Consider the following 18,725-nt stretch of genomic DNA (forward strand, 5'->3'; position numbering starts at 1 on the left):
CAAGTACCGCAAGGACTTGCCGGCCGATCTGCACTCCTACCTGCCGAGCACGGCGTGATAGTCCACCGAGGACTCCGAGCCTTTCACTCGATCGTGTTCCCTGAACCCGTTGTGGTGCCACGGCAGCTGCCAGGGGCGCCGTCGTCGTTCGTCGGCAGGCACGATGCGCTGGAACGCTTCGGGGGCCATCCGGGGATCTTCGCGATCGCCGGTCCGGGCGGCATCGGCAAGACGTGGCTCGCGTTGCACTGGGCGCACGGCAACGCGGCACGCTTCCCGGACGGGCAGCTGTTCGTCGACCTGCGGGGGTTCGCCCCCGAGGCGGCGCCGATGCCACCCGAGGTCGCGTTGCGAGGATTCCTCGACGCGCTGGGCGTAGACCGATGTCCGGCCGACCTGCACGCCCAGACCGCGCTGTTCCGCAGCCTGGTGGTGGACCGGCGGATGCTGCTGGTGCTGGACAACGCCGCCGACACCGCCCAGGTCGTGCCGCTGCTGCCGGGCGGTGAGAGCTGCACAGTCGTCGTGACCAGCCGCAGACGGCTGCCCGGCCTGGTCTCCGGGCACGGCGCCCGGCACCTCGCACTGGATCGGCTGCAGGCCCCGGAATCCCGGGCTTTGCTCACCGACCGGCTCGGCTCGGCGCGGATCGCGGCCGACCCGGCAGCGGTGGGCGACCTCATCGTCCGGTGCGACGGCTTTCCGCTGGCGCTCAGCGTTCTTGCCGGGGACGCGCTGGCCCATCCGGAGATGCCCCTGGCCAGGTTCGCCGAGGACTTGCGCGAGTTCGGTCCGGTCGCGCTGGATGAGGACGATTCCGAGGCATGCCTGACCGCTGTGCTGTCGTGGTCGCTGCGCTGCCTGTCGCCCGAGCAGCTGCGGGCGTTCGATGCTGCTCGGCATCGCGCCGGGAGCGGACATCGGCCTGGCCGCGGCGGCGGACCTGCTCGGGCTGACCGCAGTCGCGGCCCGCGCGTTGCTGAACCGGCTGGAAACCCTGTCGCTGCTCACTCGCTGCGCGCAGGGCCGCTACCGCATGCACAACCTCATCCGCGGCCACGCGGCCGTGCACGACATCGATCCGGCGCATCGCCTGGAAGCGCTGCGCCGAGTCGTCGACCACTACACCCGGACCGCGATCGAGGCCGATCGCCTCATCGACCCTTCACACGCGCTGGACCTCTACCCTCCAGACCCGTGCCGACTGTCCAGTGTGGACGACGCGACCACCTGGTTCCGCACCGAACACGCTAACCTGCTGGCCGCGCACGACACCGCGATCGCACATGACTGGCACCTCCTCGCGTGGGGTCTGACGTGGTCACTGCAGACCTTCCTGGCGCGGCGTTCGCCGATCTGGGACCGCCACGCCGTCCTGCTGGCCGCGACGGAGTCCGTCGAGCAGCTGGCCCACCCCGTACTCCGCGCGGTGTTCGTCCGGACGCTCGGCAACGTGTGTGCGGACCTCGGGCTGCACGAGGACACCGACCGGTACCTGAGCCACGCGCTCGAACTGGCGGAGGAGCTCCAGGACCCGTTGCAGCAGGCGCACGTCCACCGGGTGCTCGCCCGGGCCACCGCACTGCGCGGAGACGACGAGCGAGCCCTGGCGCACTCGGTCAGGTCGCTGGAGCTGTTCCGGATGGTGGGCGTGCCGGCCTGGACCGCCGGCGCCGCCAACAACGTCGGCTGGTTCGCCGCACTGACCGGCGACCTCGACACCGCCCGTGAGCACTGCTCGGCCGCGCTTGCTCTGTTCCGGGAGGCGGGCAACCTCCACGGCGAGGCCAACACGCTGGACAGCCTCGGCTGGATCGCCCACCGGTCGGGCGACCACCTGGAGGCCGTCGACAAGCTGGGCCGCGCCGCCGTGCTGCTGCGTTCGACGGGCAGCCTGCTCGAAGCGGCCAACAGCCTCGCCAAGCTCGGTGACCCGCTCGCGGCACTCGGCAGGTCTGGTGAGGCACGTGCGGCCTGGGAGGAGGCGGCTGAGCTGTACCGGGCGCAGGGCCGCGGTGAGCAGGCCTCTGGGGCGTCGAAGCAGTAAGCATGATCGACGAGGGAATCGGGACGCTGGCATTCAGCGGCCGGTGCTCGACCGAGGACGACCAAGATCCGGAGACGTCGCGCGGCTGGCAGTTCGGCAACGCCCAGAAGTTCGTCGAGCCGCTCGGCGGAGCCATCGTCGAGGAGTTCTTCGACGTCGGTCAGTCGCGGTCCGTGCCCTGGGATCGACGGCCCGATGCGGCGCGGTTGCTGGAAGCGCTGAAGGACCCCAACCGGGGCTGGACCGGCGTTGTGGTCGGCGAAGGCACGCGGTGTTGGTTCGGCAACCAGTTCTCGTTGATCGCACCCCGGTTCGAGGCCTGCGGAGTCGACCTCTGGGTTCCCCGAACTCGGCGGGAAGTTCGACGCCCGCAACCCATCGCACAAGATGCTGATGAGCGTGCTCGGCGGCATGAGCGAGTCGGAACGACAGCACGTACACGCGCGCGTTCGTGCAGCGATGGATGCCCAGGTGGTCAACGAGGGACGGCTGCAGCGCTGGTTTCTCGACCTCCAGACCGATGGCAACTACAAGATCCAGTCCGCTGGCACCGGACTCTGCCTCGACGTGTGGAGGGCGAGCACCGCCAACCAGGTCCCGCTGCAGCAGGGGTGGTGCAATGGCCACCCGCACCAGCGCTTCCAGCTCAGGAGAGTCGCGCACCGCCAGTTCGAGATCCGCCCGGCGCACGCACCGGACAAGTGCCTCGACGTCGCCTTCGGCAGCACCGCCGAAGGCGCTCGAGTCCAGCAGCACACGTGCGTGCGGCAGACGAACGAACTCTTCACCATCGTCGCGCCGCGAGCCACGACCTCGGGCACGGGGAGCCGTGTCCCGTGCCTGAGGTCATCTCCGACCAAGTGGCCGGCAGGACTGCTCCAAGATCGGCACCTCCGTGCAGGAGTCGTGATCGACCGATCGACTGAACTCCTGGTGCGGAATTCGGCTCGCAGTTCAGGGTGCTGGGTCAACGTTGTGCCGCCGACAGGCGACTCCGGTGGTGAACCCACCGACGAGCGCCCGCCATGGTTCCTCCTCGTTGACCGAGCAGCTCGCCGACGTGAGGTCGACGACCACCCGGATGTCCTGACCGGACCGGCTCCCGCCGCCGCTCCAGCGGCAGGGAGCCGGTCTGCGTTTCGCGGCTGGGACTCGGATCCAGTCGTTCTGGTGGTCCAAGACCCGGAAGGCCGACCTCAGGACTGGTCGGCCATCGCCTCGCGGAGGCTGCGCGGGCGCATGTCGGTCCACACTTCGTCGACGTGGGCCGTGCACTCGTCCCTCGTGCCCCGGAAGCCGTCCGGCCGCCACCCCGCTGGGATCTCGCGGTCGGCGGGCCACAGCGAGTACTGCTCCTCGTCGTTGAGCAGCACCTGGTACTGGGCGTCCTCACTCATTTGCGCGCGTCCTCTCGTTCTTCGGTCTCTTCGTGGTGCGGGAAGTTCCGCAGGCTCGGGCTGACGGTCGCCAGCAGCGCGATCAGCGCGATCGCGGTGCTGATCAGCAGGACTGTCTGGTTGCCGGGCAACGCCTCCATGAGCAGCCCGCCGAGTGCGGGGCCGGTGACGGCGGCGATGCCGAGCACCACGTTCATCACGCTGCTCAACCGGCCGCGCAGCTCGTCCGGGGTCAGCAGGAGTTGGTAGGTGCTGATCGTGATGTTCGCCGTCGGTGCCAGCAGGGCCATGGCCGCGAAGACGGCGCCCATGAGATAGCCGTTGTGGATCACGATCGCCAGCGGGCACAGGACGGCGAGTGCCCAGAACACGCCGATGATCGACAGGTACGGCTTGAGCAGGCGGTGCAGCTGGGGAGCGACGAAGGCACCCAAGATGCCGCCCGCGCCGAACATCGCGGCCATGACGCCTATTTCGCCCGACGGCACGCCGCGTTGCTGTGCCAGGGCGATGATCACGATGTAGAACGCCGTGAAGAACAGGTTCAGTCCGACCGCGCAGAACGCGATGACTCGGATGAGGCGGTGCTGCCACATCCAGTGCAGCCCTTCCTGCACCTCGCGGCGAAGATTCGACTGGGGCGGGGTTTCGCGGCTGGGGCCGGGGATGCGGATGAACATCAGGAGCAGGAACGACGCGATGTGGGTGAGGGCCTGCAGGCCGAACGGCAGCCATGTCCGCAGCGCGAACAGGAATCCGCCGAGTGTGGTTCCGGCCAGCCGACCGAGATAGCTGCGCCCCTCGTTCAACGCGATGGCGGTCGGCAGCTGCTCGTCGGACACCAGGCGGGGCAGGCTAGCCTCCTCCGCCGGCTCGAACAGCGCGGTGCAGACGCCGGTGACCACGGCCACGACGATCAGGTGCGCGATGCTGGGCGCGTTGAACCAGAGCGCGACCACGAGGCTGCCGATCGCCACCGCCTGAGCGGCTTCGCAGGCGAGCATCACCTTCTTGCGGTCCCAACGGTCGACCAGCGCGCCGGCCGGCAGCCCGGCGACCAGCTGGGCGGCCGCGTCCACGCCCAGCACGATGCCCGCGAGACCGGGAGAGCCGGTGAACGCCAGCACCAGCAACGGCAGGGCGATGGTCGTCGCGCTGATGCCGACCTCGGACAGCGCCTGACCGATCCACAGCAGCCGGTAGTCCCGGTTCTTGGTCAGCGGCCTGGTCATCGGACCTCCTTCGCGATGTGCCGCAGAGCGTCGCCGAAGTCGTGCACGACACCCTCCACAGTGGACCGGTCGTGCACGTCCGGCTGGTAGTACCAGGTGAACCCGAGCCGTCCCGACTCGACGCTGCCGACGATCTCCAGCAGGTGCGACCCCCGGTCCGCCGGGTCGGCGTCCTGCCCGATCGACCCGTGCACGGCGCGGTAGAGGCCGCTTCCCGGCTCACCTGAGGTCCCGTCCCACTGGCCGAGGTAGTTGAACGCGACCTGGGGCTCCTGACCGGCGGGCAGGTGCCCGCCGAGGTGGCGCAGCGCGCCGAAGCCGAAACCGTTGCCCGGTACCGCGCGCAGCTGGCGGCGCACCGACTTCACCAGCTCGCGCCAGCCCGGCACATCCGGAACCTCGATCGCCACCGGGAAGACCGTGGTGAACCAGCCGACCGTCCGAGACACGTCGACACCGTCGATCACCTCCTCGCGTCCGTGCCCTTCGAGATCCACGGACACCGTGCGGTGCCCGGTCCAGCGGGACAGGCTCCACGCGAGCGCGGCGAGCAGCACGTCGTTGATCCTGGTGCGGTACGCGGCGGGTGCTCCGCGGAGCAGTGCTTCGGTGTCCGTTTCGGACAGCTGCACGGACACGGATTCCCCTGGCGTACCGGGCTGCTGCTCGGTGTGGTCCACCGGCAGCGCGCACCCGCCCAGTGCGGTGGACCAGTGGTCCAGCTCGTGGTCCAGTGCGCCGTCGACGACGTGCTCGCGGAGCCTGATGGCCCACTCCCGGAACGATGTGCTCTTCGGGCCGAGGTCGTCACCTCGATACGCGATTTCGAGGTCCTCCAGCAGAACGCGCCAGGAGACGCCATCGATCACCAGGTGGTGCGCCGCGAGGAACAGGTACGGCGTCCCGCCGGTGAACAGAACGGCCTTCAGCAGTGGACCGGTCGACAGGTCGAAGCTCGCGTGGACGTCGTCGGCGATCTTCTCCATCACGGCCCACCGCTCCGGCTCGTCCACATCGGACAGATCGCGGCGCACGAGCACCCGCTGCGGCTCGACCGGTGCGTTGTGCTGACGCCAGCCGTCGTCACCTCGCACGAACCGCATGCGCAACGCATCGTGGTGCACCAGCAGCGCATCGAGCGCGGTGCACAGTGCTTCCTCGTCCGGCTCGTCGGACAGTTCGACCAGCATGGACTGGTTGTAGTGGTGCGGGTTGGCCTCGTGCGTGCCGAAGAACCAGCTCTGGATCGGGGTGAGCGGGGCGTCGCCGACCACTGGTTCTCGATCGTCGGGCTGTGCCTCCGCGACCGTGACGGCCGGTGCGAGCGCGGCGATCGTCTGGTGCACGAAGAGTTCCTTGGCGCTCACCAGGAAACCTGCTTTGCGAGCCCGCGCGACGACCTGGATCGTCAGGATGGAATCGCCGCCCAGTTCGAAGAAGTTGTCCTCGACGCCAACCGGATCCACACCGAGGACCTGGCTCCAGATGGCGGTGAGCGCCTGCTCGACCGGACTGCTCGGCGGCACGTACCGGGACCCGGTCTCCACGTGCGGCTCTGGCAGTGCGCGCCGGTCGATCTTGCCGCTGGGCGTGAGCGGGACTGCGTCGATGGTGACGAAGGCGGACGGGATCATGTAGTCGGGTAGCAGGTCCTTGAGCCACGCGCGGCAGTCGACGGGTTCGGTCTGGACGGTGTAGGCGACGAGCCGGTTGTCGCGGGCGATCACCACCGCGTCGGTGATGCCGGGGTGTTTGCGCAGTGCGGTTTCGACTTCGCCGGGTTCGATGCGGTGGCCGCGGATCTTGACCTGGTCGTCGATGCGGCCGAGGTAGTCGACGGTGTGGCCGGTGGTCCAGCGGGCGCGGTCGCCGGTGGCGTACATGCGGCTGCCGGGTGGGCCGAACGGGTTGGCGAGGAACCGGTCGGCGGTGAGACCGGGGCGGTTGAGGTAGCCGCGGGCGAGTTGGGCGCCGGCGAGGTACAGCTGGCCGGGGACGCCGACCGGTACCGGGTTCAGCCGTTCGTCGAGGATGTGGGCGGTCATGTTGGCGAGTGGTGCACCGATGTGTGGTCGAGTGCCGGTGATGCGGCAGGAGAGTGCGTCGATCGTGCATTCGGTGGGGCCGTAGAAGTTGTGGCTCTCGGTGGCCGAGGTGGCCAGCTCGGTCCAGAGCGACTCGGTGAGCGCTTCGCCGCCGAGCATCAGAACCTGGGGTTGGTGCGCGAGCAGACCGGCGGGAACCAGCTGCTGCAGCCAGGACGGGGTCAGGTCGAGGAAGTCGATCCCGTGCTCGCCGACGTAGCGGGCGAGGGCGTCGGCGTCGCGTCGGGTGTCGTCGTCGATGAGGTGCAGTTCGTGGCCGTCGGCCATGAGCAGTGGTCCTTCGAGTGAGGTGTCGAAGGAGAACACGGCGGTGGTGGCCACCCGCAGTCGTCCGCGGCCGTTGAGGAAGTCGTTGCGGTGGTTGAAGAGCAGGTTGACCAGGTTGCGGTGCTCGACCAGCACTCCCTTCGGCACGCCGGTGGAGCCGGAGGTGTAGATGGCGTAGGCGGTGTTGTCCGGCCGCAGCGCGGTCACGGGGTTCGTGTCGGGTTGCTCATCGTGTTCGATGGTGTCGAGCATGACGACCGGCTTGGCGTCGCCGAGAAGGAACTGGATCCGGTCAGCGGGAAGGTTCGGGTCGACCGGCAGGTACACACCGCCTGCTTTGAGCACCGCGAGGAACGCGATGATCATCTCGTGTGTTCGCGGGAGTACCAGTGCGACGGTCTTCTCCTGGCCGACGCCGAGGCCGATCAGGTGGTGGGCGAGCTGGTTGGCGCGGGCGTTGAGCTCGGTGTAGGTGAACCGGGTCTCGCGGAACACCAGCGCCGTCTCCTCCGGTGTGCGGACGACCTGTTGTTCGAACAGCTGCGGGTAGGTCAGCGCGGGCACGTCAACCCGTGCACCTTGCGCCACAACGACATCCGCCGGCAGCACGAGTTCCGCCAGTGGACGGTCGGGGTGTGCGGCCAGCGACTCGAGCAGGGCCACCAGGTGCGCGGCCATCCGTTCGATCGTGGCCGCGTCGAAGAGGTCGGTGCTGTACTCGACCACACCGGTCAGCAGGCCCTCGTACTGGTGGAACTCAATGGTGATGTCACAGGTCGCTGTCGTCATCGGCAGTTCGACGTCCTCGGTCTCGAGACCGGCCAACGTGGCAGCCTCGGCCGGGACGTTCTGCAGCAGCACCATGACGTCGAACAGGGGGTTCCGGCTGGTGTCGCGCTCCAGGCGCAGCTCGTCGACCACTCGCTCGAACGGCACGTCCTGGTGGGAGAACGCCTCCAGCGCGGTCTGCCGGACGTGACCGAGGAACTCGCGCACGGTCAGCATTTCGTCCACGGTGGTGCGCAGTACGAGCGTGTTCACGAAGAACCCGATGAGCCCGGCCAGTTCGGCGCGTTCACGACCGGAGGTGACGGTGCCGATGGTGATGTCGTCCTGGCCCGAGTACCTGGCGAACAACAGTTGGCAGGCGGCCAGCAACGTCATGAACAGCGTGCCGTCCGAACGCAGTCCGTCGAGTGCGTCGGTGATCTCCGCGGGTACGACGAACTCGTGCACTGCGCCCGCCGACGTGCGCACAGCGGGTCGCGGCCGGTCCGTGGGCAGCTCGAGCGGAGGTGTGCCCTCCAGCTGTCGCGTCCAGTAGGCGAGTTGCTCGGACAGGTCGAGGGTTTCTCGTTGCCACACCGCGTAATCCGCGTACTGCAGCGGCAGCGGCGGCAGCTCCGCTCCCTGGTACAACGCGCTGAGCTCGCTCGCGAGCACGCCGGTCGACCACCCGTCGGTGATGATGTGGTGCATCACCAGGATCAGCACGTGGTCATCGGCAGCGACCCGGACGAGGTTGACTCGCAGCAGCGGGCCGCGACGCAGGTCGAACGGCCGGGTGGTCTCCTCCAGCAGGATCCGGTCCAGGTCACCTTCGAGGATCGGAACGCGCACCTCGTAGGGCTGCTGCACGATCTGCACGCCACGCCCGTCCACCGAGTCGAACGTCGTGCGCAGCGACTCGTGCCGGGCCACCAGGGCCGTGAGCGCGGCCTCCAGCGCCGTCACGTCCAGCGGACCGTGCAAGCGAACCGCGGACGGAGCCAGGTACTCGATGCTGTCCGGCTCGAACTCGTTGAGGAACCACAACCGCTGCTGCGCATACGACAGCGGGAGCGCGCCATCGCGCGGCACAGCCGGAATGTTCGACAGCTCGCTCGTCTCGGCCGGGATCTCGGCGGCCAGCCGGGCGACGGTCGGGTGGGTGAACACGATGCGCGGGGACAGCTCGACGCCGAACGCCTCGCGCAGCCCGGACACCACCCGGATGCTCAGGATCGAGTCGCCGCCCAGCTCGAAGAAGTTGTCCTCGACACCGACCCGTTCGACGCGCAGTGCTTCAGCCCAGACCCGCGCCACGACGCGTTCGACCTCGTTGCGCGGCTCGACGTGCCCGACGGCGACGTCCGGGGCCGGCAGAGCGCGCCGGTCGAGCTTTCCGCTGGTGGTCAACGGAAGCCGGTCCAGCACCACGAACGCCGACGGCACCATGTACTCCGGCAGCGACCTGCTCAGTGCGGCCAGGAGCTCGGCCGGATCACGATCGCCGACGACGTAGGCGACCAGGCGCTTGACGCCGGGCTGATCCTCACGGGCCACGACGGCGGCCTCACGGACGTGCTCCCGCAGAGCGGCTTCGATCTCGCCGGGCTCGATGCGATGGCCGCGGATCTTCACCTGGTCGTCCGTGCGCCCCAGGTACTCGATCATGCCCTCGGCGTTCCAGCGAGCGCGGTCTCCGGTGGCGTACATCCTGGTTCCGGGAGGGCCGAACGGATTCGCCACAAACTGCTGCGCGGTGAGCCCGGGCCGGCGGAGGTAGCCGCGGGCGACCTGGGCGCCCGCCAGATACAGCTCGCCGGGCACACCGACAGGCACGGGGCGCAGCCCGGCGTCCAGCACGTAGGCCCGCATGTTGTGCAGCGGCCTGCCGATCACGGGCGTGCCGCTGTCGTCGACCCGGCAGGACAGCGCGTCGACGGTGCACTCGGTGGGGCCGTAGAAGTTGTAGCTCGTGGTCGCGGGTGCGCCGGCCAGCTGCCGCCACAGCGACTCACCCAGCGCTTCGCCGCCGAGCATGAGCAGGCTGGCGTGGTCGAGCAGCCCGGCGGGCACGAGCTGCTGGACCCAGGACGGCGTGACGTCGAGGAAGTCGATGCCGTGGCGGGCGACGTAGCCGACGAGTGCGCTGGGGTCCAGCCGCACCGAGTCGTCGATCAGGTGCAGCTCGTGCCCGGCCGCCATCAGCACCGGGCCCTCCAGCGAGGTGTCGAAGGAGAACGCCGCGATCAACGCGACGCGCAGGCGCGCACACGGCTTCAGGAAGTCGTTGCGGTGGTTGAAGAGCAGGTTGACCAGGTTGCGGTGCTCGACCAGCACGCCCTTCGGTTTCCCGGTGGAGCCGGAGGTGTAGATGACGTACGCGGAGTTGTCCGGCCGCAGCGCGGTGACGGGGTTGGTCTCGGGCTGATTCCCAACAGTGGCAAGCAGATCGGGCGTGACCACGAGCACGGGCCGCGCGTCAGCGAGCAGGTAATCGACGCGGTCGCGCGGCAGCGCGGTGTCCACCGGCAGGTAGACACCACCGGCCTTGAACACGGCGAGCATCGCGATCACCAGCTCGGCCGACCGCGGCAACGCCAGCGCCACCAGGCGTTCCGGACCGGCGCCCATGCTGATCAGCAGGTGCGCCAGCCGGTTCGCCCGCGTGTTGAGCTCGGCGTAGGTGAACGTGGTGTCCCCGAACACCAGCGCTGTCGCGTCCGGCGTACGGGCCACCTGGTCCTCGAACACCTGGGGGAACGTCAGGTCCGGCACGTCGAGTGCCGTGTCGTTCCACAGGTCCACCACCTGACGCCGTTCGTCATCGGACATCAGGGGCAACTGGCCGAGCGAGGAGCCGGGGTTGTCCGCGATGCCGGTCAGAAGCAGCCGCAGGTGGTTCGCGAGGCGACTCGCGGTACTCGGGTCGAACAGCCTCGGGTCGTACCCGACTTCGAAGCACAGCCCGTCGTCGAGATAGGCGCTGAGCGTCAGCGGGAGGTTCGTGGTGTCCACGGCGTCGACACCGGTCACCCGCAGATCACTGGTCGTGGCGGCGGAGTCCAGCGGGTAGTTCTCGAACACCACGACGCTGTCGAACAACGCGGTTCCGCCGGCCAGGTCGCTGCAGCCGTGCAGCTGCGGCAACGACACGAAGTCGAAGCGCCGCGACTCGGTCTGCTGCAGCTGAAGGTCCCGGAGCCAGCGCAGCACCGGCTCACCGCCGCCGGCCCGGACGCGGGTCGGCACCGTGTTGATGAACATGCCGACCATCGACTCGACGCCGGGCAGTTCGTCCGGGCGACCGGACACCGTGGTGCCGAAGACGACGTCGGGCTCGCCGGAGTGCCGGGCGAGGAGCAGTCCCCAGGCGCCCTGGATGATCGTGTTCACCGTCAGGCCGTTCTGCCCGGCCAGCCGGTTCAGGCGGTCCGACTCGGCGGAGGTGAGCTCGACGCGGACCGACTCCGACGACTCCGTGTGGTGCGCTTCGGGGCGGCGGTCGTACGGCAGTGGAGTGGGCGACTCGACACCGGCGAGCACGCCGCGCCAGTACTCCTCCGCCTGCCCCTGGTCCTGGCGGTCGAGCCACGCCAGGTATTCGTGGAACGGCCGGCGGGCGACGAGTTCGGGCCGCCTGCCGCGCACCTCGGCCGCGTACAGCTCGCACACCTCGGCGAACACCTCACCGGTGCTCCAGCCGTCCAGCAGCACGTGGTGCGACGTCCAGATGACCAGAGCCTCATCCCCGGCCAGCCGGATGATCGTCACGCGCATCAGCGGCGGCGTAGTCAGGTCGATGCCGAGCGCGTGATCCTCTTCGATGATCCGCCGCACGTCGTCGGGCCGATCGACATGCTGCACCGGCACGGTGACCTGGTTGTGGACGACCTGCAGCGGCCGGTCGACACCCTCCCACACCACGCTCGTGCGCAGCACCGGGTTGCGGTCCACGACCCGTTGCCATGCCCGGCCGAGCGCCTCCGGGTCGGACACCCCGGACAGGCGGAGCTGCAGCTGGTTGAAGTAGGCGTCGCCGGTGTCCACGAGGCTGTGGAACACCATGCCCGCCTGCAACGGGGTGAGCGGGTAGATGTCCTCGACTGCGGGGCCGGCGATCCGGTCGACCTGCTCCTGGGTGAGCCGCGCGAGCGGGAAGTCAGATGGCGTGCGGCCGAACGCGCCCGGCTGGGCGCAGTGCTCGACGATCTCCCGCAACGCCACCAGCATCCGCTCGGCGACAGTGCGGATGGTGCTGTCGTCGTGCACGTCCGCGGAGTACGTCCAGCCGAGCTCGAGCTGCCCGTCGGCGACGATGCCGACGATGTCGATCAGGCAGGTGCGCTCACTGCTCGGGTCGAGATCCTGCCCCGGCACGTCGTGCCACGCCCGGTAGAAGCCGTCGGCCTCCGCACCGTCCCACTGTCCGTGGTAGTTGAAGCTGATCTGCGGTGCGGGGACGTCGCGCAGTTCTCCCTTGAGGTAGCGCAGCGCGCCGTAGCTCAGGCCGCGATGGGGAACGGCGCGCAGCTGTTCCTTGACGGACTTGAGGGTGCTCGCCCAGTCGTCGGGGATGATCAGCGCCACCGGGTACTCGATGGTGAACCAGCCAACGGTCCGCGACACGTCGACGCCGTCGAACAGTTCCTCGCGACCGTGGCCCTCCATGGCGACGAGGACCTGGTTGCGCCCGGTCCAGTCAGCCAGTGCACGGCCGAGTGCGCTGAGCAGGACGTCGTTGATCTGAGTTCGGTACACGTCAGGAACGTGATGCAACAACGCGTCGGTGTCCTGTGCGCTGAGCCGGACCGAGATCGTGCGTGCGGAGTCGGCGGTGTTGACACCGGTGCGGTCCACGGGCAGGTCCGCCGCGTCGGGAATCGCGGCCCAGTAGGCCATGTCGGCGGAGAAGTCGTGCTGGAGGAGCCAGTGCGCCCAGTACCGGAACGACGTGGTCGTAGGGGTCAGTGGTCGGCCGTGGTACGCCGATTCCAGGTCGTCGAGGAGGATGCGCCACGACACGCCGTCGATCACCAGGTGGTGGACGGCCAGCAGGAGTTGCTTGCTGTGCCGGGACAGCACGGCCTGCAGGAGTGGGCCGTCGGTGATGTCGATGGCCGTTCGAGGGTCCACATCGGACTCTTCGGCCACCCGGAAGATCTCGGCTGTCTCCTCCTGGACGACGTCCTGCGTCCCGTCACGGAACCGCATGCGCAACGCTTCGTGGTGCGCGACGACCGCGTGCACGGCGGCGCGCAGTGCGTTCTCGTCGACGTCCGGGGGCAATTCGACGCAGACGGACATCGTGTAGTGCCCGGTGATGCCGGAGTCGGTGAAGAACCAGCGCTGGATCGGGGTGAGGGGTGCCGGGCCGTCGATCGTGCGGTGCTCGACCGGTGCGGCGGTGCCGGTGGGCAGTTCGGCGATCGTCTGGTGCAGGAAGATGTCCTTGGACGTCAGCTTCAGTCCCGCTTGCCGGGCGCGCGACACGACCTGGATGCTCAGGATCGAGTCACCGCCGAGCGCGAAGAAGTTGTCGTGGACGCCGACCTGCTCGATGCCGAGCACGCCGGCCCAGATCTCGGCCAGCCTGCGTTCGGCGTCGGTGCGGGGTGCCGTGTATGTGTTCTCCGCCTGCAGATCAGGTTCGGGCAACGCGCGCCGGTCGACCTTGCCGCTGGGGGTGAGCGGCAGCTCGTCGAGCGCGACGAACGCCGCAGGGATCATGTAGTCGGGCAGATGGGGCTTCAGCCACTCGCGGTGCTCGACCGGTCCGGTTTGGACGGTGTACGCGATGAGACGTTTGTGGCCCTTGTCCGTGCGGGCGGTGACGACGGCGTCGGTGATGCCGGGATGCTTGCGCAGCGCCGTTTCGATCTCGCCAGGCTCGACGCGGAACCCGCGGATCTTGACCTGCTCGTCGACCCGGCCGAGGTACTCGACGGTGTGGTCGGTGGTCCAGCGGGCGCGGTCACCGGTGGCGTACATCCGGCTGCCGGGCGGGCCGAACGGGTTGGCGACGAACCGGTCGGCGGTCAGTCCAGGCCGGTTGAGGTAGCCGCGGGCGAGCTGGGTACCGGCCAGGTGGAGCTGGCCAGGAACGCCGACCGGAACGGGGTTGAGCCGGTCGTCGAGGATGTGGGCCGCGAGGTTCGCCAGCGGCCCGCCGATGACGGGACGGTCGCCGAGAACACGGCACTGGAGTGCGTCAACTGTGCACTCGGTCGGGCCGTACAGGTTGAAGCTGTCGATGCCCGGTGTCGCCGCCAGCTCACGCCACAGGGTGTGGGTGAGTGCTTCGCCGCCCAGCAGCAGCACCTCCGGCCGGTGGTCGAGCAACCCCACCGGGATCAGCTGCTGCAGCAAGGACGGCGTCAGGTCGAGCACGTCGATGCTGTGCGTGCCAACGTAGTCGACCAGCGCGTCGGCGTCGCGCCGGGTGTCGTCGTCGATCACGTGCAGCTCGTGGCCGTCGGCCATCATCAGCACGCCTTCGAACGAGGTGTCGAACGAGAACACCGCGGTGAGCGCAACGCGTAGCCGGTCGCGCCCGTGGAGGTAGCCGTTGCGGTGGTTGTGCAACAGGTTCGCGAGGCCGCGGTGATCGATCAGCACGCCCTTGGGCCGGCCGGTGGAGCCGGAGGTGTAGATGGCGTATGCGGAGTTCTCCGGCCGCAGCGTCGGTACCGGATTGGTGTCGGGCTGTGCGCCGTGGTCGATGTCCCTGAGCACGACGACCGGACTGGCGTCGTCGAGGATGAACTGGATGCGATCCGCGGGCAGGGTCGGGTCGACCGGCAGGTACACGCCGCCCGCTTTGAGCACCGCGAGGAACGCGATGATCATTTCGTGGGTGCGCGGCAGGACGAGCGCGACGATCCGTTCCGGGCCGACGCCCTGCGCCATCAGATGATGGGCGAGCAGGTTGGCGCGAGCGTTGAGCTCCGCGTAAGTCAGCCTGGTGTCGCGGAACACCAGCGCGGTCTCGTCCGGCGTGTGCTCGACCTGTCGCTCGAACCACTGGTGGTAGGTCAGGTCCGGAACGTCGAGCTGGTCACCCTGTGCGGCAACGAAGTCCGCGGGCAGGCGGAGATCCGCGATGGCGCGCCGCGGATGTCCCACGATCTGACCGAGCAACGCGACCAGGTGCGTCGCCATGCGCTCCATCGTGATGGCGTCGAACAGGTCGGTGTTGTACTCCAGCGCACCGCGGAGCTGTCCGCCGTCCTCCTGGAACTCGACGGTGATGTCGCAGGTCGATGTGTCGGTCGGCAGCGGCTCCTCCGCGACCTCCAGGCCGCGCAGCTCGGGCGGCCGGATCTGGTTGTTCTGCAGCATCACCATGACGTCGAACAGCGGGTTGCGGCTGGTGTCACGCTCCGGCTGCACCTTGTCGACGACTCGTTCGAACGGCACGTCCTGGTGCGCGAACGCGTCCAGAACCGTGCTACGGACGTCGCCGAGCAACTCCGTGAAGCCGCGCCGCCCGTCGACCTGCGAACGCAGCACCAGGGTGTTGACGACGAACCCGACGAGCCGCTCGAGCTGTGGGTGGTCGCGGCCGGACACGACGGTGCCGACCGCGATGTCGTCCTGACCGGTGTACTTCGCGAACAGCACCTGGCAGGCCGCGACGAGCGTCATGAACAGCGTTGTGTCGTTCCGCAGGGTTTTGAGCGCTCCAGTGATTTCCGCGGGCACGACGAACTCGTGCACCGCACCCGCGTCGGTGCGCACCGCGGGGCGTGGCCGGTCGGTGGACAGCTCCAGTGGCGGCACGCCGGCGAGCCGGTGCTGCCAGTAGCCGAGGTGGTCGTCCAGTTCCGCGTTCTCCCGCTGCCACACCGCGAAGTCCGGGTACTGCACGGCGACCTCGGACAGCGCGGATCCGTTGTAGAGCGCGGAGAGCTCCTCGACGAGCACACCCAGAGACCAGCCATCGGTGATGATGTGGTGCATGTCCATGACGAACACGTGCTCGTCGGGACCGACCCGCACCAGCCGCGGCCGGAACAGCGGGCCGGTGCGGAGGTCGAACGGCAGCACACCGTCCTCTTCGGACACAATCGGCACGCGCACCTCGTGGGGCGGATGCACGACCTGCACACCTCGCCCGTCGACGGAGTCGAACGTCGTGCGCAGCGACTCGTGCCGAGCAACCAGCGCCGTCAACGCCCGGTTCAGCGCGTCGACGTCCAGGCCACCGCGCAACCGCACGGCGAACCGTGTCGTGTACTCGGTGCTGTCCGGCTCGAAGTCGTGCAGGAACCACAACCGCTGCTGGGCGAACGACTGCGGCAGCACACCGTCGCGCGGTATCGGTTGGATGCTGCTGACCAGGCGGGTTTCCTCGGCGACCGCGGCGGCCAGAGCGGCGACAGTCGGGTGGGTGAACACCGCGCGTGGGGAGATGTGCGTGCCGAACGCCTCGCTCAGCCGCGACGACACCCGGATGCTGACGATCGAGTCACCGCCGAGGGTGAAGAAGTTGTCCTCGACGCCGATCCGTTCGACGCCCAGCACCTCGGACCACACCTTGGCGACCACGCGTTCGGCCTCGGTTCGCGGTGCGATCTGACCACCGGAGAACTCCGGCGCAGGGAGTGCCTTGCGGTCGAGCTTTCCGTTGCGTGTCAACGGCAGCTCGTCCATCAGCACGAACGCCGATGGCACCATGTGATCGGGCAGCGACGTCGCCAGGAACGCGCGCAGGTCGCCGGGGTCGTCCGCGACCACATAGGCAACCAGCCGCATGACGCCTGGCTGGTCCTCGCGCGCGATGACGGCGACGTTCGTGACCTGTGGGTGGGCGTTCAGCGCCGCTTCGACCTCGCCCAGTTCGATGCGGAAGCCGCGGATCTTGACCTGGTGGTCGGCACGGCCCAGGTACTCCAGCTCGCCGTCGCGCCAGCGGACGAGATCACCGGTGCGGTACATGTGTTCGCCGGGTGCGCCGAAGGGGTTGGCGATGAACCGGTCCGCGGTGAGTCCGGGCCGGTTGAGGTAGCCGCGAGCCAGACCCGCACCTGCCACGAACAGTTCGCCCACCGCTCCCGGCGGCACGAGGCGCAGGTCGCTGTCCAGGACGTACGTGCGGAGATCGGGAATCGCCACGCCGATGGTGCTCGCGGTCGCGTCCGCGGCCGAAGGAGCGTTCAGCGCGAGGTACGAGACGTGCACGGTGGTCTCGGTGATGCCGTACATGTTGACCAGCACCGGCTGGTCGTCGGGATGCGCGGCGTACCAGTCGCCGAGTCTCCGGAGGTCGAGTGCCTCACCGCCGAAGATGACGTACCGCAGGTTCAGGTCGGTGTGGTCTTCGCGCAGCAGCTGGTAGAACGCGGACGGCGTCTGGTTCAGCACCGTCACCTGCTCGTCCGCCAGCAGCCGCACGAAGTCACGCGGCGATCGGGAAACCTCGTGCGGCACGACCACGAGTCGTCCACCGTGCAGCAGCGGTCCCCAGATCTCCCAGACGGAGAAGTCGAACGCGTAGGAGTGGAAGAGCGTCCACACGTCGTGTTCGCCGAAGCCGAACCAGTGCTGGGTGGAGGTGAACAGCCGGACGACGTTCGAATGCGGGATCACCACGCCCTTGGGCCGGCCGGTGGAGCCCGAGGTGTAGATGACGTAGGCCGGGTTGTCCGGCGCCAGCGCGACTTCAGGTGAGGTGACGGGCAGGTCAGCGCAGTCCACACTGGACAGAACGGTGACCGGGCCGGTGTCCGCCAGCATCGCGTTGATCCGGTCTTCCGGGTAGTCCGGGTCGATCGGCAGGTACGCCGCCCCCGACTTCAGCACGCCGAGGATCGCCACGATCATCTCCAGCGACCGCGGCAGCAGCAGCGCGACATACCGTTCCGGGCCGGCACCGAGCCCGATCAGGTGGTGCGCCAGCCGGTTGGCGCGGGCGTCCAGCTCGGCGTAGGTGAGGCTCGCTCCCTCGCACGTCACGGCGACGGCGTCCGGAGTCAGCGACGCCTGTGCCGCGAACAGTTCCGGGATGGTCGCCTGGACCTGTGCGGTGCCGGTGCCGTTCCACTCGACCAGCAACCGGTGCCGCTCGGTTTCGCTCAGCATGGGCAGCTCGCCGAGCATGCGCTCGGGTCCGTTGATCATTGCCGTGAGCAGCGCTTCGAGGTGGTGAGTGAGCTGCTCGACGGTGCGCGTGTCGAACAGCCGCGGGTCGTAGGCGACCTCGACGTGCAGCCGATCGGCGAGATGGGCCCGGATGCTCAACGCGAAGTTCGTCGCCTCCATCCCGCTCACCTCGGTCACCCGGAGACCGGCCGCGGTCGTGGTGTCCTCGTCGAACGGGTAGTTCTCGAAGACGACGGCACTGTCGAAGAGGGTCACGCCGGTCAGGTTCTGCAGCTGTGCCAGCGAAACGAAGTCGAACTGCCGTGCCTCGGTCTGCGCGACCTGCAGATCACGCAACCACGACAACACAGTCCGGGTTCCCGAAATGTGAGTGCGGGTGGGCACCGTGTTGATGAACATGCCGACCATCGACTCGACGCCCGCCAGATCGGCCGGGCGGCCGGACACCGTCGTGCCGAAGACGACGTCGTGCTCACCGCTGTACCGGGACAGCAGCAACGCCCACGCGCCCTGCACCAGGGTGTTCACGGTCAGCCCGTGCTGCTTGGTCATCGCGTTCAACGCCGTGCTGCCGACGGCGATCCGCACCGACTCGGACGACTCGGTGCGGTGGGCCTGCGACGGCTGCCGGTCGTAGGGCAGGGGAGTGGGCGACTCGACGCCGTCGAGCACCGTGCGCCAGTACTCCTCGGCCTGCCGCTGGTCCTGGCGCCCCAGCCAGACCAGGTAGTCGCGGAACGCCGCCGCGTCACCAGCCGTGGCGGGCGCCCCTGCACGATTCCCGCGTACTGCTCGCACACCTCCTCGA

At 68.8% G+C, this 18,725-nt stretch carries 5 protein-coding genes and 1 pseudogene; 2 read left to right on the top strand and 4 right to left on the bottom strand.

The features are described from left to right. Positions 1–36 precede the first annotated feature (36 nt). Complete coding sequence (locus FXN61_RS07985) at positions 37–903, bottom strand: hypothetical protein (RefSeq protein ID WP_167971743.1); 867 nt, start codon at positions 901–903, stop codon at positions 37–39. On the opposite strand from FXN61_RS07985, the gene FXN61_RS07990 reads away from it, so the two are divergent. Further along, positions 890–2,047, top strand: a complete 1,158-nt coding sequence (locus FXN61_RS07990; RefSeq protein ID WP_167971745.1) for a tetratricopeptide repeat protein — start codon at positions 890–892, stop codon at positions 2,045–2,047. The genes FXN61_RS07985 and FXN61_RS07990 overlap by 14 nt on opposite strands. Before the next feature lie 459 nt (positions 2,048–2,506). After that, positions 2,507–2,827: pseudogene (locus FXN61_RS56195) on the top strand (RICIN domain-containing protein); the annotation flags it as partial. A gap of 416 nt (positions 2,828–3,243) precedes the next feature. Here FXN61_RS56195 and FXN61_RS08000 read toward each other — a convergent pair. The 3 genes from FXN61_RS08000 to FXN61_RS08010 are packed head-to-tail and all read right to left on the bottom strand — an operon-like array spanning position 3,244 to position 18,715. Next, entirely contained in the window at positions 3,244–3,444 is a 201-nt protein-coding gene (locus FXN61_RS08000) for an MbtH family protein (protein WP_167971797.1), read from the bottom strand. Beyond that, positions 3,441–4,676 (bottom strand): MFS transporter, encoded by a 1,236-nt coding sequence (locus FXN61_RS08005; protein ID WP_167971747.1) that lies wholly within the window; start codon positions 4,674–4,676, stop codon positions 3,441–3,443. The genes FXN61_RS08000 and FXN61_RS08005 overlap by 4 nt, the downstream gene beginning before the upstream one ends. Next, positions 4,673–18,715, bottom strand: a complete 14,043-nt coding sequence (locus FXN61_RS08010; RefSeq protein ID WP_312877594.1) for a non-ribosomal peptide synthetase — start codon at positions 18,713–18,715, stop codon at positions 4,673–4,675. The genes FXN61_RS08005 and FXN61_RS08010 overlap by 4 nt, the downstream gene beginning before the upstream one ends. Between the last annotated feature and the right edge of the window lie 10 nt (positions 18,716–18,725).

This window comes from Lentzea indica (assembly GCF_012184385.1).
In the GTDB taxonomy this organism is placed as follows: Bacteria; Actinomycetota; Actinomycetes; order Mycobacteriales; family Pseudonocardiaceae; genus Lentzea; species Lentzea indica.

Excerpts from the sequence above, each read along its gene's own strand:
- FXN61_RS07990 (WP_167971745.1), top strand. The coding sequence starts at position 890 with ATGCTGCTCGGCATCGCGCCGGGAGCGGACATCGGCCTGGCCGCGGCG.
- FXN61_RS07985 (WP_167971743.1), bottom strand. The coding sequence starts at position 903 with ATGCCGAGCAGCATCGAACGCCCGCAGCTGCTCGGGCGACAGGCAGCG.
- FXN61_RS08000 (WP_167971797.1), bottom strand. The coding sequence starts at position 3,444 with ATGAGTGAGGACGCCCAGTACCAGGTGCTGCTCAACGACGAGGAGCAG.
- FXN61_RS08005 (WP_167971747.1), bottom strand. The coding sequence starts at position 4,676 with ATGACCAGGCCGCTGACCAAGAACCGGGACTACCGGCTGCTGTGGATC.